Consider the following 24,554-nt stretch of genomic DNA (forward strand, 5'->3'; position numbering starts at 1 on the left):
GCAATCTTAATTTTCTAAAAAACCATCGGCTTCCCAATCTAAAATAATATCAATAGTTGCTTGAGGTAGTCTTCCACTTGGTGGCATTACATTAGCGCCAGAAGATTGAACAAAAAGGACAAGATCTCTATTTACACCATCTATAGTTTCCTGAAAATTACGCATAGGAAAGGTAGCTCCTTCTGCCAATGGAATAGTATGACAACGTAGACATTGTCCATCTATTATGGCTTTTACATCGGCATCATATGTTGTTATTTTGTTTGGATTAGGATTTGTGTCTGGACCTCCATCAGGCATAGGCTCAGTATCATCACTACTACTGCAGTTAAAACAAAAGATAACAGTTAACAGTAGAAGAAACTTCTTAGAGATATTTTTCATAGCATGGGGTTTTTTGATAGGAAATATACAAAGTTTTTGATAATTAGTACATATAACGTAATGATCACCGTTTAATTATAAATTAATTTTTACATTATATTCTTTAAGTACTTCTATATGAGATTCTAGTTCAAACTCTGAAGCTTTAAAACGATTACGTCTAATAGTAGCATCTTCTTTGCGTATAATACTTCTTACAAAACGGCGTATAGCGGTCTTGTTTTCTAAAATTAGACCGGGAATTGGGACACTTTTTCCTGCATCATTTTTGGCTACCATCGTAAAATAACTAGAATTACAATGTTTCATTTTTCCAGTTTGTATGTTTTCTGATTCTACCCGAACACCAACAACCATTGAAGTGTTTCCTACATGATTTACAGATGCTTTTAAAGTAACGAGTTCACCAACTTCAATTGGTTTTAAGAAATCTACTTTGTCTACACTCGCCGTAACACAATAGGTTTCTGAATGTTTAGAGGCACAAGCAAAAGCGATTTGATCCATTAGGGATAAAATATATCCTCCATGTATTTTTCCACTAAAATTAGAATGGGAGGGAAGCATCAATTCAGAAATGACTACTCTGGATTCTATATTGGTTTTATATTTTTTCATGTTGTGTATAGCTATATGTTTTATAAATATTGTCGCTAATAATCTATAAACTTTTCAGACCTTATGTCATTGCTTTTTACTTATTTCTAAAATGGGGTGATTCTTCTTCTTCGACCTCTATGACAAAATACTTTGTGTCTCCAAGCCAAGATACTTTAGCAAAGCGCTCTTTATACTTTAGTTTTACATATCTACCTTGAAATTCTTCAAGTTTTTCTATTACTTTTTTATCTTCAACCGAAAAACTAAATATTTGAGCACCAGAGATACCTTGACTAATTTCTCCTTCCCAAGTTTTAAAAACTATTCCTTTATTACTAAACTTAATAAGTTCTCCACTTCGAGTTCCTTCACTGTATGAAGCATAATATATAAAGGCATACCATCCTGCAAAGAGAGTTATAATTATGATGATAATTACTGCAAGTGCCTTTTTCATTTTTTCATTTTTTTGTTAATTAAACTAATTAACCCTATTCCAAATATTATAAATCCAATACACAAAAATATATCTATAGCATAATACAACATATCGGCAGAAGAACCATAATCTCCTAAATATGCATACAAGTCAATAGCAAAAAGAGTTGAGCATATTAAATTTATAATACTTCCAATACTCATTAAAATTGCATCTATAGAACCAGATTTTATCAGGTAGTAAATAGAAATTATTAAGATAAACAGTTGAGGGAAAATAATAATACCTCCTCTAATTAATGTTAAGATTCCAGAAAATTCTTGATCCATTTTCACAATGCATTATAAATTTTAGTTACAAATTCATCAATTTGACTTGGCTCTAACCATCTTGTGACTATAACCAGGTTTTGTTTTTTATCAATAACGATAAAATTACCTCCAAAACCAGCGGCATAATACAAATGTTCTGGTAATCCTTCCCAATGCCTGGGACCTTTTTGATTTAGCCACCACATAAATCCATAATTCGGATTTGCTTTTGAGGGTTGAATCGCCTCATCTATCCATTGTTTTGATATTAATTCTTTGCCGTTCCATTGACCATTATTCAAAAATAAAAGCCCAAATCTAGCATGGTCCAAAGTATTTATAAATAATCCTCCACCAGAGTGACCTCCACCGCTTACAGATTGCATTTTTAGTCCGTCAATGGTTACCCATGAATTGTCATACCCATACCATCTCCAGGTAGTAGAGGCACCAATAGGATCCATAATATTTTCTTTAAGTACTTGTGGTAAAGGTGTTCGCCAAACATTAAGTAAAGAGTAAGCCAGCAAATTAACTCGAACATCATTATATTCAAAAACTGTTCCTGGGTCATTAAGTTTTCTATATTTCCACTCATCTATACCACCGTCTCTTGGAGGACGATCAGCCCAATCATATCCTCCCCATAATTGCCCAGACCAATCTGAAGACTGTGTGAGTAGATGTCTCCAGGTAATTTTCTTGTTATGGTTACCATCAAAAGTGTGATCCCAAATATGTTTATATGTAAAATCATCTAAAGAAGGAATTAGCTTATGATCTAACGCTAAACCAGCCATAGTAGATAAATAACTTTTGGTGACACTAAATGTCATATCTACTCTCTCAACATCACCCCATTTGGATATAATATATCCATCTTTAATAACTAATCCTGCGGAACCTCCTCTTTTTTTTGTTGGACCAAGAATTTTGTGATAAGGCTCACGTCGAAAACCTTTTACAATTGCTTCACGAAGGTCTTTTGAACCAGAATACTCATTATCCTTAGCATACTGCACGGCTTCCTGAAGTTTTTGATTATTAATTTTGAAATCAGAAGGACTTTTTTCTTGCCAATTTCCGCGCTCCGGGAAATACATTTGTTGCGCAGTGATACTCTGAAAATTACTCCCAAAAAGAAATAATAAGAAAAAGCTTTTTATAAGTATTGACCTCATAAAATTACTATTTGAGTTATTGTTTTGCTTTGATAAGTTTTTGGATCATCATGTATAAACCTATCAGAAATAATATAGATCCAATAAAAGAAATACCATTTACTCCTGCATTGATAATGGCATATATATCAAAGCCCCACAAATCCACGAATGTGTATAAAAATTGATGGAGAATCGCTACAATTAGTATAAGGATATTGCCTACAAGTATCAGAACTCCTTCTTTTGTAGATCCCACTTTACTATTATAATATATAGCAAGAATAATAAAAAGTATAATAGGGAAAATATAAAATATAGCTCCAGTGAACCTAAGTAAAATTTCAGAAAAATTTGATTCTATCATAATTTTAGTTTTTTGATAATAGTGATTTATTTTTAATAGTTTTTCTAATTAACAGAAAAAAGCCAATTGTAAAAAGGATGGATCCGAAAAAGGAAAGCCCATGTGATATATATACTAACGTTTCATAAGAATTTATTTGTTCAAAATGGCTTATATAAGAGCTTGCCATAAAAATTGAAACACTGCATAATAATGATATTATACTTCCTGCAGCCAATAGAATACCTTCTGTTTTTGATGTTACTTTATATAGATAATATAAACATAGTATCACTATGATTATTTGAGGTAAAGAGGTCAAAAAACTTATGAAAATGTTTGTTACAACCTTTATAATATCCGACTCCATGTATTCATTTTTTAGTTATCGTTTTCTTCAGTCGCTCTTTTAATAATTGCTTCTGGCAAAGATTTTTTGGCTTTAGCCCCCATTTTTTTAAGCTTCTCTACGCTTGTGATTAGATTTCCTCGACCGTCTACGAGTTTATTCATTGCAGCAGAGTAATCCTTCTTAGCATCATCTATTTTCTTTCCAACTCCGGTAAGGTCTTTTACCAACCCTTCGAACTTATCATATAATGCTCCTGCTTGTCGGGCGATCTCAATGGCATTACGTTGTTGTTTTTCATTGTTCCACATGGTATCGATAGTACGCAATGTAGCTAGCAATGTAGAAGGAGTAACAATCACAATATTTTTTTCAAAAGCTTGATTATATAATTTATTGTCTTCGTTAATGGCAATAGCAAAAGCAGGCTCTATAGGTACAAAAAGTAAAACAAAATCAGGAGACTCTATGTCATATAAATCTTGATAGTTTTTTTCTGAAAGCTGATCTACGTGACGCTTAAGGGCATTGATGTGTTCTTTTAGATAATTCGCTTTTAGGTCATCATTATCTTCATTTACAAAACGTTCGTAAGCCGTAAGAGTTACTTTAGAATCGATAACCATTTTTTTATTATCGGGTAAATAAATAACTACATCGGGTAAAACTCGTTCTCCATTTTCTTTGGTAAAGCTTTGTTGAACAAAATATTCTCGATCTTTCTCAAGTCCGGATTTTTCTAAAACTCGTTCTAGTACCAATTCACCCCAATTTCCTTGCATTTTATTATCTCCTTTGAGTGCTTTGGTTAAGTTGGTAGCCTCTTTACTCATTTGTTCATTAAGATCTTTAAGTCCAAGAATCTGTTGTCGTAAAGCTGCGTGGTAATCTATACTCTCCTTGTGAGTTTGTTCTACTTTCTTCTCAAATGTATTGATCTTCTCCTGTAAAGGAGTAAGGATATTTTTAATATTCTCTTTATTCTGTTCTGTAAATTTATTTGACTTTTCGTCAAGAATCTTATTAGCAAGGTTTTCAAATTCTTTAGTGAATTTCTCCTGTAATTTTTCTACTTCGTCTTTTTGTTCTTGATTTTTAAGTTGAAGATTTTCAAATTCAGCATTACGACGAGTAAGCTCTGTATTCAGGAAATCTTTTTCTCTACGAATTTCTTCTCTTTCCTTACCGATTTCTGAAAGTTGATTTTCTGACGTTTTTTTATATTCCTCTAGCTGAAATTGCAATTGGTTTGCTCTTTCGCTAACTGTACTTTTTTCACTTCTGTTTTTTAACGAAGCAACATATTTACCAATAAAAAAACCTGTGATAATTGATATGATAATTACCCCAATGGCAATAATGATCGGTGTGTATTCTGACATGTAATTTTTTGTTTACCCAAAGATAAAGATAAGGAATCAAAATAATGATGGAAGTAAAGGTAAGTTTTTCTTCTTTTTGTTATGATTCATTCAGCTTATGGCGTTCTAGAATAGATAGATTTTTGACTACCAAATCATAAGAGTCATCTATCCATTTTTTGATTAATGAGTCTGGTACGGTATGATCCATCATAATTTTATTCCAGTGTTTTTTGTTCATATATGCAGGTGGTTGTACAGCCATATACGTTTCTCTAAGGTGTTCAACATCTTCTGGGTTACATTTTACACTGATAGCTTCAAAATTAGATATGTCAGTAGCAGTAAACATTTTTCCGAGTACTTTAAAGACTAATACATCAGGTAATTTCCCAAATGGAAATGATTCGGTTACTCCTTTTTTAGAAATACAATGCCCCCTATATTCTTCGATATTCATGCTATAAAAATTGAAGTTATTAATTCCTGACCTTATATCTTCCTGATTTGGTGTCAAAAATGATTAGGTCTTCTGGAAATAGACCAGAAAATGCTCTTGCTTGAACTAGTTCTTTGGGTCTTCCAAATTCAAAACCATCTTGATTCATTACAATCATTTTATCACACAACTGTATAGCAAAGTCAATCTCATGTGTCGAGAAAAGAATTGTCTTTTTGGTTTCGAAAGCAAGGCGTTTTAATAATTTCAGAATATATGCCTTATGATAAATATCTAGATGAGTAGTGGGTTCATCTAACATGATAAAAGGAGTGTCTTGTGCTATTGCCCGAGCAATAAGTACTTTTTGTAATTGACCATCGCTTAGCTCAAAACATCTCTTTTCTATCAAATCATTGATATGTGTAACCTCTATCGCTTTACGTATTTTTTCTATATCTTCATCGGCCATTTTACCAACCCAATTGGTATAAGGTTGCCTGCCCAATGCAACTAATTCTTGTACCGTAAGGTTTTTTGAAGCAATTTGTTCCGTAAGTACAATACTTAATTGAGAAGCCAGTTCTATAGATTTATATGATGACAGATCCTTGTCAGATAACAATACTTTACCATGTAGAGGAGGCTGTACATGAGATAAAGTACGAAGTAAAGTGGATTTTCCAATCCCATTAGCGCCTACCAATCCTATAAGCTCTCCTTCATGTAACTTCAAGTTGATATCAGCTGCAACTACATTAAGTTCTTTTTTGGTTCGATATCCAATGGATAGATTTTCCGTTTTAAGTACAATATTTAAGATTTCAGGATCGATAGATTTAAGGTTTAATACTTTTCTTTATCAAATATAGACAATAGAATTTTAAACACTTTTTTGATACTTTTTCTTTCTAATAAATGCAAATAATACCCCAAATAAAGCAAGAATACCTAATGGGACTATCATATTAATCACTTGCCATTTGGTCTTGTTTTTAATTACTTTTTCGATATCCAAAAATGAAATTTTTATTTCTTTACTTCTAATTTCAACGAGACCAGAATCGTCTAATAGATAATTTACTGTATTTAAAAGAAATTCTTTATTACCATAGTTCAAATTCATAGCAGGATCAAATCCGAGAGGCAAGGGCTGCCCTTTACGCACTTGATTTTTAATAATGTCTCCATCAGCAACCACCACCATCTTTGTAGGTTTACTATCATCTACATGAGATGCTATTTTATAAGGTTTTATCCTGCTTTTATATACAGATTTAAAACTTCCTTCTAAAAGTACAGCGAGATTTTGAGGTCCTTCTGTATAACTTGTGATATCTGGTTTTTTTCTTATAATATTTTCTAATCTGATTTCTTTTGGGACACCTTCAGTTTTTGATTTATCAGAACTTGTAAGTAGTATAGTTTTCTTAATATTGTTTTTCAATGTATCTAATTGATTAGAAAAGTCAAATTTTACAGATTCAATGTTTTTTACAATAGGATGATTACTAGTGCTTTTGGTTAATGATCCATAAAACCAGGGATAGGGTGTAAATTGGGTTTCGTTTCCTTGTCCTGATGCTAGTACCAATGGAGCAGAATATAAATCATTTACCAGAACAGGATTTATTCTTACACCATATGAGAATAAGGCATCTCCTAATCGTAAATCTTGCATAATTGCTACAGATGATCCCTCTGGATTCATCAGGCTATCAATTTCCATAGTGACAGATTCTGCAAGCCATAATGACTTACCACCATTCATAATAAATTGATCTAATACATATTTTTCTTTCTCAGAAAAAGCTATAGTAGGTTTGGCATTGATAATCATATCAAATTTTTGCAAGTCTTCTAATGTTTTTTCAGGACTTCCCGCAACCGAATCCAGAGTAAATGCACCGACAAAATAATAATTCTGTAAGGTTTTAATAAAATCTGCAATTTTGATATCTGGTAACTGACCATTACCTTTTAATACCGCTATTTTATACTTTTTTGGGTGAAGTAGTTTAGTTAGCCCATCTATAAATGCATATTCTAATTGTTGTATTGAACTGTTTACTCGTTCTTCGGTGGTTGCTCCAATCGTATTTTTGATCAAAGGAATTTTTACACTTTGATCTTTAAGGCTTATAAGTGCCCAGGGAACCACAGTTTCAATTTCAGTCTTTCCGCTCTCCTGTACGCTAACTTCCATCGGAGTTAACCCAAATCTTTGCAATTCTACAATAGTTTGAGAACGTAATTCTTCTTCTTCAAGGGGGTTCGTGAAAATGTATTGTATATTGGGATTTAAAACATTAAACTCTTCTAATAATTGTTTTGTTTCTAATTGTAAACGCCTAAATTCTGAAGGAAAATCGCCCTCTAATAAGACTTCTATCAATATAGGAACATCTGCTTCTTCTATTATGTTTTTTGTAGCTTCAGAAAGAGTGAAACGCTGATCTTGAGTAAGGTCAAAACGCTTATAGAATGTATTTCCTATTACACTTAATACAACAGCAAATATCAATGTAATACTTGCAGGTTTAATTTTTTGTTTTAAAGAGCTTTTTTTTAGAACTACAATAGTAAGTGCAATGAATATAAATATACAACTTAAGAAATAGAAGACATCTCTTGTATCAAGAATACCTTCACTCATACGTTCATAATGTAATTGCATTCCAAATTGCCCTAAGGTTATATTGGGAGATCCAAATAATGTGTAATTTGCTAATCCACTAAATCCGAAATAGAAAACAAAACATAGAAATAAACCGACTAAAAAAGAAACGATTTGATTGTTGGTAATTGAAGAAGAAAATATCCCAATTGCAGTATATGACGAACCTAGCAGAAGCAAAGCGATGTATGATCCCAATGTACTACCTATGTCAAGATTACCAATGGGTTTTCCGAGTTGATATATAGTAAGAATATATAATAATGTAGGAATAATAGCAATAAGGATTAAAGAGAGGCTTCCCAAATATTTCCCAACTACCAAATGCCATTTTTGTATGGGTTTGGTAAATAATACTTCAAGAGTACCTTGTTTTTTCTCCTCGGCAAAACTTCTCATTGTCACAGCCGGAATTAAGAATAGTAGTACCCATGGAGCAATTTGAAAAAAAGGAGATAGATTTGCAAATCCACTGTCAAGGATATTGAACTGTCCTTTGAATACCCATAAGAAAAGGCCATTAAGCGTCAAAAATATAGCAATAACAAGATATCCTACTGCAGAGGAAAAAAAAGTATTAATTTCTTTACGTATTAATGCAAACATATTTTTTTAATTTCTAGTCTTTAAACAATTTAGGAGTACTATTTGCAATCTAAAAAATTATGCATCTACGACACTCCAAGCTTCAGGTCTTTGATTGAATTTGTTTTTGGTGTTTTTCCAAACTCCATTGAATAACGCAGAGTTTCTATAGTTATTGAGATGTTCTTCAGATTCCCAATGACTATACGTGAAAAATTGATTAGAATTCGTAATATCTTGTAGCAGTTTTAAGTGACTGCAACCTTCAAAATTTCGAATTTTATCCTTGTTTTGCTCAAAGACTTCTAAAAAAGCATCAATTTGATCGGGGATAAACCCCATTTTTACAATTCGTATTATCATTTTTTAAGTTTCAAAAGTAGTGACATAGAATACTAGTACTACGATTCATGTTTTTTTAGATTAGAGTCATTCAAAACTAATACTGACTGTATCTCTATAGTATAATCCAAATAGACTAGAAGCCCCACCAACGGTTTTAGGATTACTCTTATAAATTGCTAATTCTAAATATCCAGAAGAATTAAAGACAGCTAGTTTTTTACCATCTTCTTCGCGTTTGCCTTTTTCGATATCAAAATTGATAGCATCACTGTATCGTTCATATACATTTTCAAATACAGCTGTACGAGCAGTAATTTTAAACTTCCTTCCTTTACCTATTTCTTCAAATAGTTTTCGGGTAATATTGGTTACCAGATTTCCATAATTGTCAATATAAATAATACTTCCAACAATTTGAGTACCTCCAACATTTACAATAGGGGTCATTCCTTTGATGGTTTTAATTTCAGTTATTGTTTTTCCAATAACTTCAAGTGTACCTCCTCGGGCAATGTGGCAAGCTACGTTTACAAAAACATCTAATACAGGGAAATTTGAAGCAATAGCATCATGAATATTTATCTCTACCACTTTTTCAGGATTAAACTCTGATGTAATCAAACAAACGAGTCCGTTATTAGCACATATAAAATAATGATCATCTAATTTTACTGCGATATGTTTATTTTCGGGATTAAGCTCGCTATCTATTCCAACAATATGTATACTACCTTTTGGAAAGCTTTTATAAGCGTTCTGTATTATATATGCAGCTTCTGTGATATGAAATGGAGAGATTTCATGAGATATATCAACAACTCTGGCTTCCGGCAATTCTGTATAAATAGCACCTTTTACAGCAGACACAAAATGATCTTTGATTCCGAAATCTGTAGTTAAGGTGATAATTGGCATGTACAAGAATTGTTAATATCTTTTGGCTGTAAGCGTTTAAAAATATGTAAATTTGTTATGAAGTTACTCAAAGTTTTTCTTTGGACTACAAAATGATGATAAAACCATCGTATTTACTGCTTTTTGATCACTTCATTGATTGTGATACTTTAAGCATTTTGCTTCGTTTTAATTTTTTATTTTGCTTTCCCGACAAAACTTAAACAACTTTAGCAAACTTAGTCAATCCTAAAAAAAAATCATACTAAAATCCACATAGCTTTTGAACGAACTTATAATTGAACTTACAGAAATTAATCCGAGAGAGTTTTTCGGACTTCAGAATAGCAATATTCAGTTATTAAAAAAATACTTCCCTAAGTTAAAAATTGTTGCGAGAGGTAGTAAAATGAAAGTATATGGAGATGAGGATTTACTCGAAGAGTTTGATTTACGTCTTAACATGCTACTTGAACATTTTGGAAAATATAATAAATTAGATGAAAATGTAATTGAACGGATATTGACCAGTGATAGTAAAGCTGATTATGAGACATCTGCAAATAGTGGAGAAACGTTATTGCACGGAGTTGGAGGAAAGTTAATCAAAGCACAAACAGCTAATCAACGTAAACTTGTTGAGTCATCTAATAAAAATGATATGGTTTTTGCCATAGGACCTGCAGGTACTGGAAAAACATATACAGGTGTTGCGTTGGCAGTTAAAGCATTAAAAGAAAAGCAAGTAAAACGAATTATACTTACTCGCCCTGCTGTAGAAGCAGGAGAAAACCTGGGTTTTTTACCAGGAGATCTAAAAGAAAAACTAGATCCTTATATGCAACCACTATATGATGCGTTAAGGGATATGATTCCTAGTGAAAAGTTAGATAGCTTTATAGAAAAAGGAGTCATTCAGATTGCACCAATGGCATTTATGAGAGGAAGAACCTTAGATAATGCTTTTGTTATTCTTGATGAAGCACAAAATACAACACATGCTCAGATGAAAATGTTCTTAACCCGTATGGGTAAGAATGCTAAATTTATTATCACAGGAGATCCTGGGCAGATAGATCTGCCAAGAAGAGTAACTTCTGGGCTTAAAGAGGCATTATTAGTACTAAAAAATATTCAAGGGATTGGTATGATTTATCTTGATGACAAAGATGTGATTCGCCATAGACTTGTTAAAAAGGTAATTGCTGCATATAAGGATATAGAAAATAGAAATGGATAAATATTTTAGGCTTTAATTCGATTAGGATTAAAACTTAAAACATGAAATTAACTAATGAATACAATAGTAGATACAAACTATAATTTCCCAAATCAAAAGTCTGTTTATAAGGGAAAAGTGAGAGAAGTATATAGTATAAATGATGAGCTTTTGGTTATGATTGCTACTGATCGCTTATCAGCATTTGATGTGGTAATGCCCAGAGGTATTCCTTTCAAAGGTCAAATACTCAATCAGATTGCTACCAAAATGATGAAGGCTACTGAAGATTTGGTGCCGAACTGGCTAATTGCTACTCCAGACCCAAATGTTGCTGTTGGTCATCTTTGTTCACCTTTTAAAGTAGAAATGGTGATTCGAGGATATCTTTCTGGTCATGCTGCACGCGAATATAAGGCCGGAAAAAGAATGTTATGTGGAGTTGATATGCCCGAAGGAATGAAAGAGAATGATAAATTTCCAGAACCAATTATTACTCCTTCGACCAAAGCAGATAATGGAGAACATGACGAAGATATCTCTAGAGAAGAGATATTATCAAAAGGAATAGTTTCTGAAGAAGATTATGTGATTCTTGAAGAATACACACGCAAACTTTTTCAAAGAGGATCAGAAATAGCAACAGAGCGTGGATTAATTTTGGTGGATACCAAATATGAATTTGGAAAAACTAAAGAAGGAGAAATTGTTTTGATAGACGAAATACATACTCCGGATTCTTCTAGATATTTTTATGCCGAAGGATATGAAGAAAGACAGCAAAAAGGAGAGTCACAAAAGCAATTATCAAAGGAGTTTGTAAGACAATGGTTGATTAGTAATGGTTTTCAAGGTAAAGAAGGTCAGCAGATACCAGAAATGACTGATGAATATATTCATTCGGTTTCTGAACGTTATATTGAATTATATGAAAATATCACAGGTATTCTTTTTGAAAAAGGAGATGTTACCAATATAGAGCAGCGTATAGAAAAGAACGTATTGGCATATTTATAAATGTATTCTTTTTTCTGCTTTTAAAATTTAAAAGAAAGCTGATCTTTTTTATAAGAGATCAGCTTTTTATTTCTACAAAAAATAAAGAATTAATCAAGGATAAAAATACATATTAATTCTGCGCAATGAGGACCATAGTCAGAGCATAATCCAGTCCTTGGATCAATACATTGTTTTCTCCCTCCATTAATAGATATTTGTTGTTTTCTGTTTAGTTTTTCAATACCATTAAGGTTTATTATTTTTTTTAACATGATACAGGTTTTAAAAGTTAGTATTCTTTTAAAGATATATGAAAAGTTTTGTTTTCTGATACGGTATTACCTCAATTAACAGTATGATATACAATATACAACTGTTAGAATATTCGAAATGATATAATAAAACTCTCTATTTTTTAGTATGAAAAAGTGTATTTAAAAATAAAAAAGCTAATCAAATATTAATATTTTGATTTCCTGGGATAAAAAATGATTAGTTGTACAATGATTCCAATAAAAATCAAAAAAGTGATTTCTACTTTTAAGAGTACTTTATCTATACTAAGTAATTTTTGATTCATTCTTGGAAGTTGTAATTGTGCATTATCTTTGAACTTAATATGTGCCAGATCATCTATATTTTCTAGTATAAGATCAATGATAATGTTCATTTCTGAATGTATTTTTTTTAAAGTTTCATGTGTCTTACCCGCAATGGATTCTTCTAGATCCAGTAACCTGATATATTTTTTTTCTAAATTATTAAAATGTAGCGATTCCTTTGTTGTTAGTGCGGTGGCTCTAAAGTCGGTTAACAATTGTTTAATTGTTATACTTTCCCCGAAATTATTAGAAAATGTAGTATTAGTATTTAACTGTAATCGTTTTAGGTTGAAAAGATGATTCAGTTTATACACATAGTGTTGAGTAATTACATGATCTTTATATGATGAGTCTAAAGAGCTTAGTACCATTGATAAGTGTCTTTGATTTAGCCAATTAGTTGTAAGAACCAAGATTACTACCAAAAATATTGCTTTAATCAGACGAAAATTAAAAAATAAGACTGATTTTATCGCTATAATTTTTTTGTATATTTTCATTATACTATTCATCGAAACTGCAACATAAGGTAGGTTTTCAATACGCTTTGCAAGTATTTAATTTTATTTTTTATGTCCTGGTTCATAAATTAATCTTAAAAATGTACTGAATCTTTCATTCTTTCTACTTATCGGAATACCTGTCACTATTCCGATCAATAAGTCGTTCGCTATTCCAACTCGCATTTGTGGTCTTATCGTCATATCAAAGTCTAACTCATTCACATTTTTATTGAACTCAATACCAATGAAATTTCTGGTACCACTTATCATATAATGTATATTGGAGTTTATTTGCCAATTTGTATCAATAACACCATTAGAAAAATGGTGGATAAATTGAGGTCCAGTATATAGTAATGTATGAAAATTTTGCCCCCATCTCTTTGCAACGATATAAAATGGATTATAGACATTACCTGTAAATAGTGTTTTCTTTCCGTAGTTGTCGAACTCGGTCATCTCAAACTCATGGATATATCCAATGGCCATAGAAGTATTAAGCTTTTCTGATACAAAAAAAGAATATTGTGCTGCAAGTTTTAAACTGTTTAGGTTGCTGGAAGGTGCGTTTCCGTTTTGGGATGATGGATAAATGGAAAAAGGCAGCTCAACTTCCAAACCCAGTCTATCTATAGGGGCCCATTCATATTCTACTAAGGCTTCATATTCATCATATACGTTTCTATCGGTAATACCAAATCCAACGTTCCATTCTTTTTCACCTTTTCTTGCGCCCAAATCTCTTATTAAATCAATATATAGGGGTTCGGCATGAAAATTTTTAATGGGCTCCTTTTTTTCGATTTCTTGTATATAAATACTATCCTTGGTTTGTTTTCCTGATTCTTGCGCCTTGACTTTTGCCAATGCGAATAATGTAAAAATAATTGTAAGTCTCATTTTTAATTTATGATTGCTGAAATGAAGTTTATTAATAACTTTTTACGGTCATTTTATGTGAGTTATACAGGAAGATTAATCTGTAGCTATTTTGCTGTGATTTTTTGCAACTCAATTTTTAAAATAGATTTTTACTATTTCGATAAAATACCTACTACATCTAAGTTAATAAAACCCTTTTTTAGGAGAAAAAAAATGACCTCATATTAACCTTCTTTAATACTGTTTAGCCCAATCTTCCTCTTCCTTTGTAAGATTTATTTGATATACTTTAGGCACATTTTTTAAAATGAAATACAAAGGGTCAAATGTAGAATTATGCGAAAAATCCAAATCTCCTTTTTGAGGTACTACTGCAATTTGTATTTGGTGTTCATCCCTGAAGTTGTTAAAAGCGTATGAATTGACCCCAATGAATAACTCTATTAGAATTGAATTAATGTTTATATAATATCTATTAACAAGTTTGTTTTTTGCTTTAGAAAATTCCTCACTATTAAGTTCAGCTATAATTTCTTTCGAAGAGAATCTGTAAAGATCACCCTCCCAAACAGGTAATCGATATGGATAAACCAGTATAAGATTAACTATTTCTTTAGGGTATAGATTAAAAGCGTATTCTGCTAATTTTAATGATTTGATGCTAAAGTCTGTAGGAATCAATATTTTTTTCATAATGCTCGTATTTTATTTTGATTACAATAGTAATCCCGAGACATTAAAAAAAGATAAGAATGAGATTGGAATGAGATTAAAATTTTAACGAGCTATCGTTAACCCTTGATCAACATTAGGTAACTGTACTAAGACTTGTGTTCCTTGTCCTATTTCTGAATGAATTTTTAGCTCTCCACCGTGAAGATGTATTATTTTATGGGATAGGGGAAGTCCAAAACCAAACCCTTCATAAGCCCTTGCATTCGAGCCTCGGTAAAAAGGTTCAAAAATATTTTTAACATCATCTTTGGGTATGCCGATACCTTTATCCTTTATAGAGATGAGAATTGAATTCTCCTTTGCCTTAACACTAAGGTCAACTTTTGCATTTTTTGAATATTTCAATGCATTGTCTAAAATATTTAGTAAAGCTACCTTTATAAGGTCGTGGTTTCCTTGAAAAATGAGCTTCTCAGGATTTTTGGGCAAAAATTGAAAATCACAATTTATTTTGTTTGAAATGGAAGTGTCAAAACTTGTTTTTAATTCGGTTATAAGTTCATCAGCTCGTATATGTTCAATAATCAAACCTTTTGAATCAGATTCGGTATGGGCCAGTTCAAGAAGAGCATTGATAAGCTCATTAAGCCGTAAAGCTTCTTTTTCAATGGTTTGAAGTGTAACAATATATTCTTGTTTCGTTCTAGTACTGTTAAGCGCAATCTCTGATTGACCAATGATAGCCGTTAAAGGATTCTTGAGTTCATGTGAGGCGTTATGTATAAAACTGCTTTTCATTTCAAAAGAGGTTTCGAGCCTATCCAACATATTGTTGAATGTTCTAGATAGTTCGCCTAATTCATCTTTTTTATGTCCGTTGGCCAATCGCAGGTGAAGATTTTTTGCCCTTATTCTGTTTACTTGATTTGTGATATCAGAAATAGGCTTTAAAACTTCCTTTGCATAATAGCGCCCAATTACCAAAAGTATGATCAAACTCAATACATATCCAGTTAATAGTGTTCTTAAGAGATTTTGCATTTTTGCAGATCCATAAAGATCTTCTGCAGAAAGTACTACAATAAAATCTCCCTGATTATCCTTATAAAGAATAGCCGTATAATGTTTTTTCTCTATTTTGGCCTCTGCATATCCAGAGGCAAAGACTTCATTAAAGAATTCCATTTTCAATAAGGATTCGGGAGATGAAACCAAAGTTTTTCGAACCATATCGACTTTCAAAATATCTTCTTTCTCGTTAGGTAAGATTTGTAAGTGTTTTTTACGTATATCTTCGTATATATTTGTACTTAATTCATCTTCTTCTAAATACGTCTGTGCCGCAATTGATGCCCTTTGCTTTAATCTAAGATAAAATTCATTTTCTGTATAATGTTTTACAGAAAAATAGATAAATAAAAATATTGACAGCAGTAACAAGGCAGTGAGCAATACAAACATTAATGTTATTTTATTTCTAATCTTCATTGTCAGCAGGCTCACGCAAAGTATATCCCATACCGATTACTGTATGGATTAGTTTTGGTTTACAATCCTTATCTATTTTGTTTCTAAGGTAATTGACATAAACGTCAACGACATTGGTTCCTGGATTAAAGCTAATATCCCATACATTTTCAAGGATATCGATACGGCTCAAAACCCTATTCTTGTTTTTTAATAAAAACTCGAGTAAACGGAATTCTGTGGAGGTTAATTTGATTTCATCGCCAGATCTTTTTACTATTTTGGCGTCTTTGTCAAGTTCTAGGTCGAGTATAGTTAATTTTTGATTTATGACAATTGAAGATTCATGTCGTCTTGACAATGCTCGGATACGGGCCAATAGTTCTTTAAATTTAAAAGGTTTTACCAGATAGTCGTCGGCTCCTGAATCTAGACCTTTGACTATATTTTCGGTTGTTCCTAGTGCTGTGAGCATTATAATGGGTAGATTTTTATAACCAAGTTCCCTGATTTTTTCAGCTATTAAAATCCCGCTCATACCTGGTAAAATAACATCAAGAATAAGCAAATCTATTTCTTTCTGTTTTAACAGTTCCAAACCTTGTAGACTTTCATAAGCTAAAAAAACTTCATATCCCGATTCACACAATCCTTGCTTAATAAAAGCAGCTACATTCTGTTCATCTTCTATAACCAATATTCGTTTGACCATGTGTGTGTGCCCGATAGTATTTGGAATAGTATGGGTTTTAAAATCATAAAGCTAAAAATTAAGCCTCAGGGTTCATTGCGAATGAGATTAGAATAGTATTAGAATTTTAAAACAGTATCCGTATGATTTTTAATACAACATGCTGAATTATCCTTTTAATTAGAATCTACCCTTAAGGTCCATAATGTTTTTTAACATAACATAGGTTAATAGTTATTATTCCTTTAAAGATATATGTAAAGCTTTGTTTTTTGATATGGCATTACCACAATTAACAATTTTACAAGAAATGTATAATGTAATGTTTAAAAACAAAGTTACTTAGTAATCAGGCAACTTTATATTCTAATAGCTGTACACTATCATGTAAACGTTCTTTTACAATATTCATCATACGTTTATTTAAAGCCGAAGAATTTTTGATATAAATAAGATATTCTTCTACTGTAAATTGCCCAATAATCATCCCTTTAAGGCTATTCCTGAATTTCATATCCTTTTGAATAGCATTTTCGATGAAATCGAAACGCTTTTCTAAGGTTAATTCGTAGAACGTATTTTTTCTTTTTGTGATATAATTTTTAAATACTTCAATTAATAAGTCTCCTTGTAGTTTTATGATAGGCCGAATTGTTTTATTCTGAAACTGCTCATCATTAGACATGTTTTTAGAAACTTTAGCATTTAATAATTGAGGACGTATTGCCAATAAATTTGATTCCCTGTTTTCCATAATAAAGAAGGTTTACTAAAAATACTTAATTGTGGTACTCAAAATCAAGATCTGAATTAGAGTTTTAAACTAGTTATAAACAATAATGGCTTAAATTTAAATCTAATGTACCCTTTTTATAAGTGTGTTATATTATCTTAATGCTAACTTATATATACATTACACCCCTCCAGGGAGGGGTGTAATAGATCATAAAACTATAGATGTTATTTAGTCAAAAACTTCTCTTTATCTAAAATTTCGGCAGTAGTATTTCCTGATTTTTCCAGATATTTGTTAAGTTTTGCGATTTGTTTGTTATTAATTTTTTCGTAAGCAGTTTTACCTTCATTTAGCCTTTTCTCCAAAACTTCTTTATTCTCTATTTGTGAGAAAGAAGGTTTCTCGAATTGATCCGCAACTTCTCCATACAATTTTGATAGTTTTTCTCTTAGTTGAGGTTCTGCTTCGTTAACATAATTATCTCCTGTTGTAACTACCAGGGTTTCTTTTAGAGCATTTAATGCTGCAATTACGGCAGAAGTAACTTTTTGTGATGCGGGATCCTTTTTAGCAATTCCTTCTGCTTTTTTAATGTTTTGATCAATTTTATATACCAAATATGCTAAATCCTCCATGTCATCAAATAACTCTTTTGTTATTTTACGATGTACAATTCTATCATTTTCTGTAATTAAGGATTTAGGATCATTTTGTAGCGTTATAGTGCTTTCATATTGCTTTTTACCTTTGGTAAGTATAATCTTATAGGTTCCTGAAGGAGCTCGCGGAGCCGTAAATCCTCCAAAAGTAAATGTCTTTCCTGCTGCGACCTTTGGTGCTTTTTTCCTAAAATTCCAATCTACAATATTAATTCCTTTACTTTTACCGGGAACAAGACTAACGATTTCATTTGCATTTTGATCCTGAATAGAAAGAGTCATTTTTCCGAAGGTATGTCTCTTTTTGAGGTAGTAAATAATTTTTGCCGAAGCACTTGGATTATCACCAACAAATTGAAGCTCTGTGCTTCCTCCTCCAAAACCACCTTCTTCTTTTATGGCAAACGACTTGGTATCAAAAAAATGAACATCTTTAATAAGTACCTCTTGGTTTATCTGCCTTAAGGGAGAAATATCATCTATAATAATAACACCTCTACCATGAGTTCCTAAAACAAGGTCATTAGTTTTTTTCTGTAGATCAATAAAATGAACTGCTGTTGCAGGCATGTTATTAGTGAAACGAGACCAGTTTTTACCACCATTAATAGTAATAAATAATCCAAACTCGGTACCAAGGTATAATAAGTCTTCATTAACATAATCTTCTTGGATATTTCTTGCAAAACCAATGATTTCATCAGTAACAATGGATTTCCATGTTTTTCCAAAATCAGAAGTTTTGTACACATAAGTAGTCATATCTCCAGATGCGTGACCATCAAAAACAGCATATGCAGTACCTTTATTATGTGCGCTGGCTTCGATGTGATATACCCATGTGTTTTTTGGCAATCCTTGAATATTTGCAACAGTATTGGTCCAGGTAACCCCGCCATCTTGCGTAACTTGTACGTTACCATCATCGGTTCCTACCCAAATAACTTTTTGATCTATAGGTGATTCTGCAATTGTAAAAATTGTAGTATGTGTTTCTGCACCGGATTTGTCTACCGAGATACCTCCGGACTCTTTATCCTGTTTTGCAGGATCATTGGTAGTAAGGTCTGGGGATATTTTTTTCCAATTATCTCCCATGTCTTCGCTTACATGAAGAAATTGACTTCCCATGTAAAAGCGATCGGGTTGATGATTACTTACTGCCATTGGAGCGTTCCAATTAAAACGTAAATCAGCTTCTCCCTTAATAGGGAGAGGTTGTACATTTTTGGTGTAATTTTTATCCACATCATATCTCCATACATTTTGCGCTCCCTGCATCTCAGAATAAATAATGTTTTTTGATGGATGTTTTAAAACTCTAAACCCATCTCCGACACCTACGCGTTTCCAATCGCGAGCTTCTATTCCCCCGGGAGAGGAAGAGGGACCCCACCATGAACCATTGTCTTGTAGTCCTCCATAAATATTATAGGGTTCTTCATTGTCTACACTAATATGATAAAATTGGGATACAGGCAGATTATCTACCATATCCAAGGTAGCACCACCATCCCAACTTCTGTAAACACCGCCATCGGTTCCAACATACATAGCATCAGGATTATTAATATCAAAAACAATATCGTGTATATCTGCATGCATATCCCCAAGATTTTTGAAGGTCTTTCCTCCATCTCTGGATATTGACCCAAACAAACCTCCTTTTACCAGAATATCTGGATTTTTTGGATGAACTACTAATCTTGAGAAATAGAATGGCCTTACTACAAGTCCAAAATCTCCATTGAGTAGTTTCCAGTTTGCACCAGCATCATCAGATCTATATAATCCTTTATTTTCTTTACTTTCTACAACGGCAAATACTATTTTAGAGTTAGAAGGAGCAATAGCAATCGCAAATCTCCCTAAGTCACCTTTGGGAAAGCCATTATGAATTTTATTCCATGTTTTTCCTGCATCTGTAGATTTATATAATGCGCTCTCTGGTCCTCCAGAATTAAAACCCCATGCGGTTCTTCTAAATTCCCACATTGCTGCATACAATGTATTTGGATCATTAGGATCCATGATAAGATCATTAACTCCGGTTTTTTCATTAACATACAATATTTTATTCCATGTTTTTCCGCCGTCTGTAGTCTTATATACTCCTCTGTCTGGGCTATCTCCCCATAGAGCACCCATGACACCAACATATACTTCGTTCGAATTTTTTGGATTGATCTCGATGCTGCTAATTCGTTCTGAATTTTCGAATCCCATCTTTTTCCAGTTAGCGCCTCCATCTGAAGATTTATATAAACCGTCACCGATAGAAACGCTATTTCTTGTCCAGATTTCACCTGTTCCTACCCATACAGTTTTATCAGGATCATTAGGATCAATGGCAACCACACCAATAGATTGAGCATGGTCATCAAAAACTGAAGTAAATGAAGCACCTGCGTTTTCAGATTTCCAAACACCGCCACCCGCAGTTCCTGCATAAAGTACTTTAGAATTTGTAGGGTGATTTTCTAGATCAATTATTCTACCGCTCATAAGAGCAGGACCGATTTGTCGTGCCTCTAAATTGCCAAAAAGCTCTTTTCCTTTTAAGACAATATCCTGAGATTGTATACTTATAGAACATAGTATACAAATAGCCGCAACAATTGTTTTTTTGTACATAATTGTTTTGATTGGTTTAGTGTGAATAAAAAATCCCCAAAAGATTTATTTTTTGGGGATTGTAATAGATGTAGATTATTTTTTTTCTGGAAAAGCAAAAACTGCAGTGTCAACTTCAGGATTTAACTTAATTTCTTTAAAGCCCATAGTTTGAAATTGATTACTTATAGTAAATGGAAAATATACTCCGTTCACTTCCTGATAGTCACTTACAGAAGATTTTACAGTTTGACCTTTCATTGGGCCTTCATTGATTTCTGATTCTATTATTATAGGAACAAAGTTTTCTGTGTCAAAATAGTAATGAGAAATATTAGGTTTTGATTCTCCGTTAATAAGAATTGGATCTTTAGTAAGTTTTACTTTAAATGTTTCTGTACCATCTATAGTTTCTTTACCTATTAACTCTACAGTATATCCTTTTTCTTTATAATTTAATAAAGGGTCTGGGAAATCTTTGACTTGTTTTTTAATATTTTCGGTTGCTTCGTTATCACTTTTTTCTGCCTCCATAGTCATTTGATTTCTTTGCCATGATGTTTCTCCATCAAAAGCAGACCATACCATTCTATTACCTTGAAGTTCGATTGTGACTACTTGTTTACCATCCTTTGTTGCTACCTGTTCAAAAGGAATTTCCATATTTTGCATTTTCATCACTCCAATCATTTCAATACCTTTTAACTTTTCCCAGTTTTCTTTTCCACCGGTATTTTCAAAATAATTGTTTATGATTTCGTCAGCTGTCTGAGCGTAAAAAGAAGATGATATAGCTAAAACAAAAGCTACCAAAATTGATTTTAAAGCATTCATTGTTGTAAGTTTTTATGATGTTGTTATAAAGTTAGTTAACCAAATCATATTTTTGTTACACTTTATATTAATCTTTTTTTAATAATTGATATGCAGTTTGGCAAAGTAGAATATCCGGAAACAATTGACTTCACCTTACCAGAGGATGATGAGAATACTGGAAGAATTTTAAAAGAAACCGCTACAGGAAACCTATCTATACATGTTGGTTGCGCAAAATGGAACAGACAAGATTTGAAAGGTTTTTATCCCAGAGGAACAAAGGATGAGTTAGAATATTATTCTAGACAGTTTAATTGTATAGAACTTAATGCTACTTTTTATAGGATATTTCCTGAAGAACAATTTAAAAAATGGTATGATAAAACACCTGCGGGATTTAAATTTTTCCCCAAACTTGTACAAAACATATCACATTTGAAAAGATTAAATGAAGATGTACAACCTTATGTAGATCAATACTTGTCTAATGTGATTCATTTAAAAGAAAAATTAGGAACTATATTTTTACAGTTACACGGTAATTTTGGTCCCAAGAATTTTGATAGAGTTATTCGATTTATAGAACAATGGCCTAAAGAAATACGACTTGCAGTAGAGTTTAGGCATACCGACTGGTTTAATGATACTGCGGTAGCCAATGATTTATATACCCTTCTCGAAAATAATAACATTGCTAATATTATTACTGATACTGCTGGAAGAAGAGATTTGTTACACATGCGCTTAACCAATAATGAAGCATTTATACGATATGTAGGAGCAAACCATGAAACTGATTATACAAGACTTGATGATTGGATTAAAAGACTTGGTGAGTGGAAAGAGCAAGGAATTTCTAATATACATTTTTTTGTACATCAGAATATTGAAAAAGAGTCTCCATTATTGTCGAAGTATTTTATTTCTAAATTAAATGAACATTTGAATGTAGATTTAAGTTTACCAAGTCATCTATCTGATGATTTATCTCTTTTTTAGGAGTAAAAAAGGATACCTAATTTTGAATTTAGACGATATAGCGTACAGTTTTTGCGCATCAGATTGTTAAAAAAACAAGATATCTTGTATTTCATCGATTTTATTTGTACTTTGCCGATGTTATTGAGAGAGAAATAAAGTTTAAATCCGTTTTTATTTAAGAAATAGATTTACTTTGAAATGAAAGTTAATAGCGAATAATTATAAAATCATGCCCCATATGACTAAACAACTACGTACTATATCTTTATTTTTTGTTTTATTTAGTTTCTTTGCTATGACTGTACAAAGTCAGCAATTAGCAGAACATTCTACAGACTATTTGGTGTTATCTTCAAAAACAAAAAATGTTTTGAACTCGGCGAAACTTCAAAAGAAAGTTTTTTCTGACAATATTGATTCTCAAGAACACAGTCATGATCATGAAGACGAATTTCATGTGCATGATCATAAAGTGGTATTATTAGATATCATTTCTTCTGAAGAGAACTCAGATTTTAATTGCTCTGGAGGTTTTTGTATGAATAGATCTCATTTTCATAAAAAAGGTTTGACTTTAAAAAGACAACTTTTTGAATACTTCATGAGTATTTCTTGTTAGTTTAGATGACTTAAATACGTTATTTTTTGATTAAGTTGAATTATGAAAAGATATTAAATTACTTTTGCAGCTTAAATCAGATATGTATGACATTTTTAGAGTTAGGGGTCTCCAAAGACCTTAACAAAGGTCTTAAGGAAATGGGGATTAGTATTCCTACAAAGATTCAAGAACAAGCAATTCCGGTTCTGATGAATCGTCAGACTGATTTTATTGGAAAAGCTCAAACCGGAACAGGAAAAACAGCGGCCTTCGGAATTCCGTTATTATCACAAATAGATCCTTCAAAAAAACATGTCCAGGCTTTAATTCTGGCACCGACACGTGAACTAGGACAACAAATAGCAAAACAACTTTTTAAGTTTACCAAGTATACAGATAAGATTTTTACAGAATCTGTTTATGGTGGTGAGAAAATCGAACGACAAATATCCAGACTTACCAGACCGACGCATATTGTTGTGGCGACTCCAGGACGACTTATCGATCTTATAAAGAGAAAGGCGGTAGATATTTCTAAAATAGATACTCTGGTTATGGATGAAGCAGATGAGATGTTAAGTATGGGGTTTAAAAAGGAGTTGACTACAATTCTAAGTCAAACTAAAGGTTATAGGAACGTTTGGCTTTTTTCGGCGACAATACCTTCTTCTTTAAATGAAATTATTGATTCTTATGTGAATAAAAACGCTATTAGAGTCAGCATAGATAAAGATGATGCAGTCAATAAAGGTATACATCATCAATTTGTAGTAGGAGATGAGATTAATAAGTTAGATACGCTTACTTATTTCTTAAAAACAGAAAAAGAGGGGAGAGGTATTATTTTCACAAGAACAAAGGTTGCTGCAAGAACGCTTCACAAACAATTAAAAGCTAAGAATTATGAAGTTGGCTTGCTTGAGGGAGAAATGACCCAGAAAGATAGGGATAAAGTGATGAGAGCTTTTAGAAAGAAAACATTACAGTTGTTGGTGTCGACAGATGTTGCTGCAAGAGGAATAGATGTTGCAAATTTATCTTTTGTACTTCATTATCAATTACCAGATCAAACAGAGTATTATACACATAGAAGCGGTAGAACTGCACGAGCAGGAAAAACTGGAATTTCTTTGGCATTAGTAACCAAATCAGAAGTGCAGACTATTCGAGAATTAGAAAAACAATTAGGAATACGTTTTAGCCAGATTCGATAATTAAAA

Annotated in this window: 26 protein-coding genes; 5 read left to right on the forward strand and 21 right to left on the reverse strand. The window is 32.1% G+C overall.

Features of this window, described 5'->3' with window-relative positions; all coding sequences use genetic code 11:
• Nucleotides 1–6: 6 nt before the first annotated feature.
• The 12 genes from PQF96_RS12150 to PQF96_RS12205 form a co-directional block, all read right to left on the reverse strand.
• Nucleotides 7–384, reverse strand: coding sequence for a hypothetical protein (locus PQF96_RS12150; protein WP_109436862.1), 378 nt, complete (start codon nt 382–384; stop codon nt 7–9).
• Nucleotides 385–459: 75 nt separating this feature from the next.
• Nucleotides 460–1,002, reverse strand: a complete 543-nt coding sequence (locus PQF96_RS12155; protein ID WP_271766428.1) for an acyl-CoA thioesterase — start codon at nt 1,000–1,002, stop codon at nt 460–462.
• Between the two features lie 76 nt (nt 1,003–1,078).
• The gene (locus PQF96_RS12160; RefSeq protein WP_143915443.1) at nt 1,079–1,441 is read right to left on the reverse strand and encodes a 6-phosphogluconate dehydrogenase; all 363 of its coding nucleotides are present in this window, start codon (nt 1,439–1,441) and stop codon (nt 1,079–1,081) included.
• Complete coding sequence (locus tag PQF96_RS12165; RefSeq protein ID WP_109436859.1) at nt 1,438–1,752, reverse strand: hypothetical protein; 315 nt, start codon at nt 1,750–1,752, stop codon at nt 1,438–1,440. Before PQF96_RS12165 ends, PQF96_RS12160 begins: the two co-directional genes overlap by 4 nt.
• Nucleotides 1,753–1,754: 2 nt before the next feature.
• A complete protein-coding gene (locus PQF96_RS12170; protein WP_271766430.1) occupies nt 1,755–2,915 on the reverse strand; it encodes a serine hydrolase domain-containing protein in 1,161 nt (386 codons plus the stop codon).
• A gap of 16 nt (nt 2,916–2,931) precedes the next feature.
• Entirely contained in the window at nt 2,932–3,261 is a 330-nt protein-coding gene (locus tag PQF96_RS12175; protein ID WP_109436857.1) for a hypothetical protein, read from the reverse strand.
• A gap of 360 nt (nt 3,262–3,621) precedes the next feature.
• On the reverse strand, nt 3,622–4,971 hold the full coding sequence (rmuC, locus tag PQF96_RS12180; protein WP_109436856.1) for a DNA recombination protein RmuC: 1,350 nt from the start codon (nt 4,969–4,971) through the stop codon (nt 3,622–3,624).
• Between the two features lie 79 nt (nt 4,972–5,050).
• On the reverse strand, nt 5,051–5,410 hold the full coding sequence (locus tag PQF96_RS12185) for an MmcQ/YjbR family DNA-binding protein (RefSeq protein ID WP_109436855.1): 360 nt from the start codon (nt 5,408–5,410) through the stop codon (nt 5,051–5,053).
• Nucleotides 5,411–5,429: 19 nt separating this feature from the next.
• Complete coding sequence (locus tag PQF96_RS12190; protein ID WP_333967990.1) at nt 5,430–6,125, reverse strand: ABC transporter ATP-binding protein; 696 nt, start codon at nt 6,123–6,125, stop codon at nt 5,430–5,432.
• Nucleotides 6,126–6,272: 147 nt separating this feature from the next.
• Entirely contained in the window at nt 6,273–8,672 is a 2,400-nt protein-coding gene (gene gldG / locus PQF96_RS12195; protein ID WP_271766432.1) for a gliding motility-associated ABC transporter substrate-binding protein GldG, read from the reverse strand.
• A gap of 57 nt (nt 8,673–8,729) precedes the next feature.
• On the reverse strand, nt 8,730–9,014 hold the full coding sequence (locus PQF96_RS12200) for a putative quinol monooxygenase (RefSeq protein WP_109436852.1): 285 nt from the start codon (nt 9,012–9,014) through the stop codon (nt 8,730–8,732).
• Nucleotides 9,015–9,080: 66 nt separating this feature from the next.
• Nucleotides 9,081–9,911, reverse strand: a complete 831-nt coding sequence (locus tag PQF96_RS12205) for an SAM hydrolase/SAM-dependent halogenase family protein (RefSeq protein WP_109436851.1) — start codon at nt 9,909–9,911, stop codon at nt 9,081–9,083.
• Nucleotides 9,912–10,173: 262 nt separating this feature from the next.
• On the opposite strand from PQF96_RS12205, the gene PQF96_RS12210 reads away from it, so the two are divergent.
• Both PQF96_RS12210 and PQF96_RS12215 read left to right on the forward strand, forming a co-directional pair.
• The gene (locus PQF96_RS12210; protein WP_109436850.1) at nt 10,174–11,130 is read left to right on the forward strand and encodes a PhoH family protein; all 957 of its coding nucleotides are present in this window, start codon (nt 10,174–10,176) and stop codon (nt 11,128–11,130) included.
• 54 nt (nt 11,131–11,184) lie between these two features.
• Nucleotides 11,185–12,126 (forward strand): phosphoribosylaminoimidazolesuccinocarboxamide synthase, encoded by a 942-nt coding sequence (locus tag PQF96_RS12215; RefSeq protein ID WP_271766434.1) that lies wholly within the window; start codon nt 11,185–11,187, stop codon nt 12,124–12,126.
• An 89-nt stretch (nt 12,127–12,215) separates the two neighbouring features.
• On the opposite strand, the gene PQF96_RS12220 is transcribed toward PQF96_RS12215, so the two are convergent.
• From PQF96_RS12220 to PQF96_RS12260, 9 genes are all read right to left on the reverse strand, one after another.
• Nucleotides 12,216–12,380 carry a hypothetical protein gene (locus PQF96_RS12220; protein ID WP_271766436.1) on the reverse strand — a complete coding sequence of 55 codons (165 nt, stop codon included), beginning with the start codon at nt 12,378–12,380 and terminating at the stop codon, nt 12,216–12,218.
• A 188-nt stretch (nt 12,381–12,568) separates the two neighbouring features.
• Nucleotides 12,569–13,081, reverse strand: a complete 513-nt coding sequence (locus tag PQF96_RS12225; RefSeq protein ID WP_271766437.1) for a hypothetical protein — start codon at nt 13,079–13,081, stop codon at nt 12,569–12,571.
• 192 nt (nt 13,082–13,273) lie between these two features.
• On the reverse strand, nt 13,274–14,113 hold the full coding sequence (locus PQF96_RS12230) for an HAEPLYID family protein (protein WP_271766439.1): 840 nt from the start codon (nt 14,111–14,113) through the stop codon (nt 13,274–13,276).
• 216 nt (nt 14,114–14,329) lie between these two features.
• Complete coding sequence (locus PQF96_RS12235; RefSeq protein WP_109436846.1) at nt 14,330–14,788, reverse strand: hypothetical protein; 459 nt, start codon at nt 14,786–14,788, stop codon at nt 14,330–14,332.
• An 84-nt stretch (nt 14,789–14,872) separates the two neighbouring features.
• Complete coding sequence (locus PQF96_RS12240; protein ID WP_271766440.1) at nt 14,873–16,258, reverse strand: sensor histidine kinase; 1,386 nt, start codon at nt 16,256–16,258, stop codon at nt 14,873–14,875.
• Complete coding sequence (locus tag PQF96_RS12245) at nt 16,248–16,949, reverse strand: response regulator transcription factor (RefSeq protein WP_271766442.1); 702 nt, start codon at nt 16,947–16,949, stop codon at nt 16,248–16,250. Before PQF96_RS12245 ends, PQF96_RS12240 begins: the two co-directional genes overlap by 11 nt.
• A 328-nt stretch (nt 16,950–17,277) precedes the next feature.
• Nucleotides 17,278–17,682 carry a glyoxalase gene (locus tag PQF96_RS12250; protein WP_109436844.1) on the reverse strand — a complete coding sequence of 135 codons (405 nt, stop codon included), beginning with the start codon at nt 17,680–17,682 and terminating at the stop codon, nt 17,278–17,280.
• Nucleotides 17,683–17,888: 206 nt separating this feature from the next.
• Complete coding sequence (locus tag PQF96_RS12255; RefSeq protein WP_271766444.1) at nt 17,889–20,957, reverse strand: WD40/YVTN/BNR-like repeat-containing protein; 3,069 nt, start codon at nt 20,955–20,957, stop codon at nt 17,889–17,891.
• 75 nt (nt 20,958–21,032) lie between these two features.
• Nucleotides 21,033–21,770 (reverse strand): LolA-like protein, encoded by a 738-nt coding sequence (locus PQF96_RS12260; RefSeq protein ID WP_271766446.1) that lies wholly within the window; start codon nt 21,768–21,770, stop codon nt 21,033–21,035.
• A gap of 90 nt (nt 21,771–21,860) precedes the next feature.
• Here PQF96_RS12260 and PQF96_RS12265 point away from each other — a divergent pair, with 90 nt between their 5' ends.
• The 3 genes from PQF96_RS12265 (at nt 21,861) to PQF96_RS12275 (ending at nt 24,548) form a co-directional block, all read left to right on the forward strand.
• A complete protein-coding gene (locus PQF96_RS12265) occupies nt 21,861–22,751 on the forward strand; it encodes a DUF72 domain-containing protein (RefSeq protein ID WP_271766448.1) in 891 nt (296 codons plus the stop codon).
• 220 nt (nt 22,752–22,971) lie between these two features.
• A complete protein-coding gene (locus PQF96_RS12270) occupies nt 22,972–23,352 on the forward strand; it encodes a hypothetical protein (RefSeq protein WP_271766450.1) in 381 nt (126 codons plus the stop codon).
• 86 nt (nt 23,353–23,438) lie between these two features.
• Complete coding sequence (locus PQF96_RS12275; protein ID WP_109436839.1) at nt 23,439–24,548, forward strand: DEAD/DEAH box helicase; 1,110 nt, start codon at nt 23,439–23,441, stop codon at nt 24,546–24,548.
• The last annotated feature ends 6 nt before the right edge of the window (nt 24,549–24,554 follow it).

This window comes from Aquimarina algiphila (genome assembly GCF_947494415.1).
Lineage (GTDB): Bacteria > Bacteroidota > Bacteroidia > Flavobacteriales > Flavobacteriaceae > Aquimarina > Aquimarina algiphila.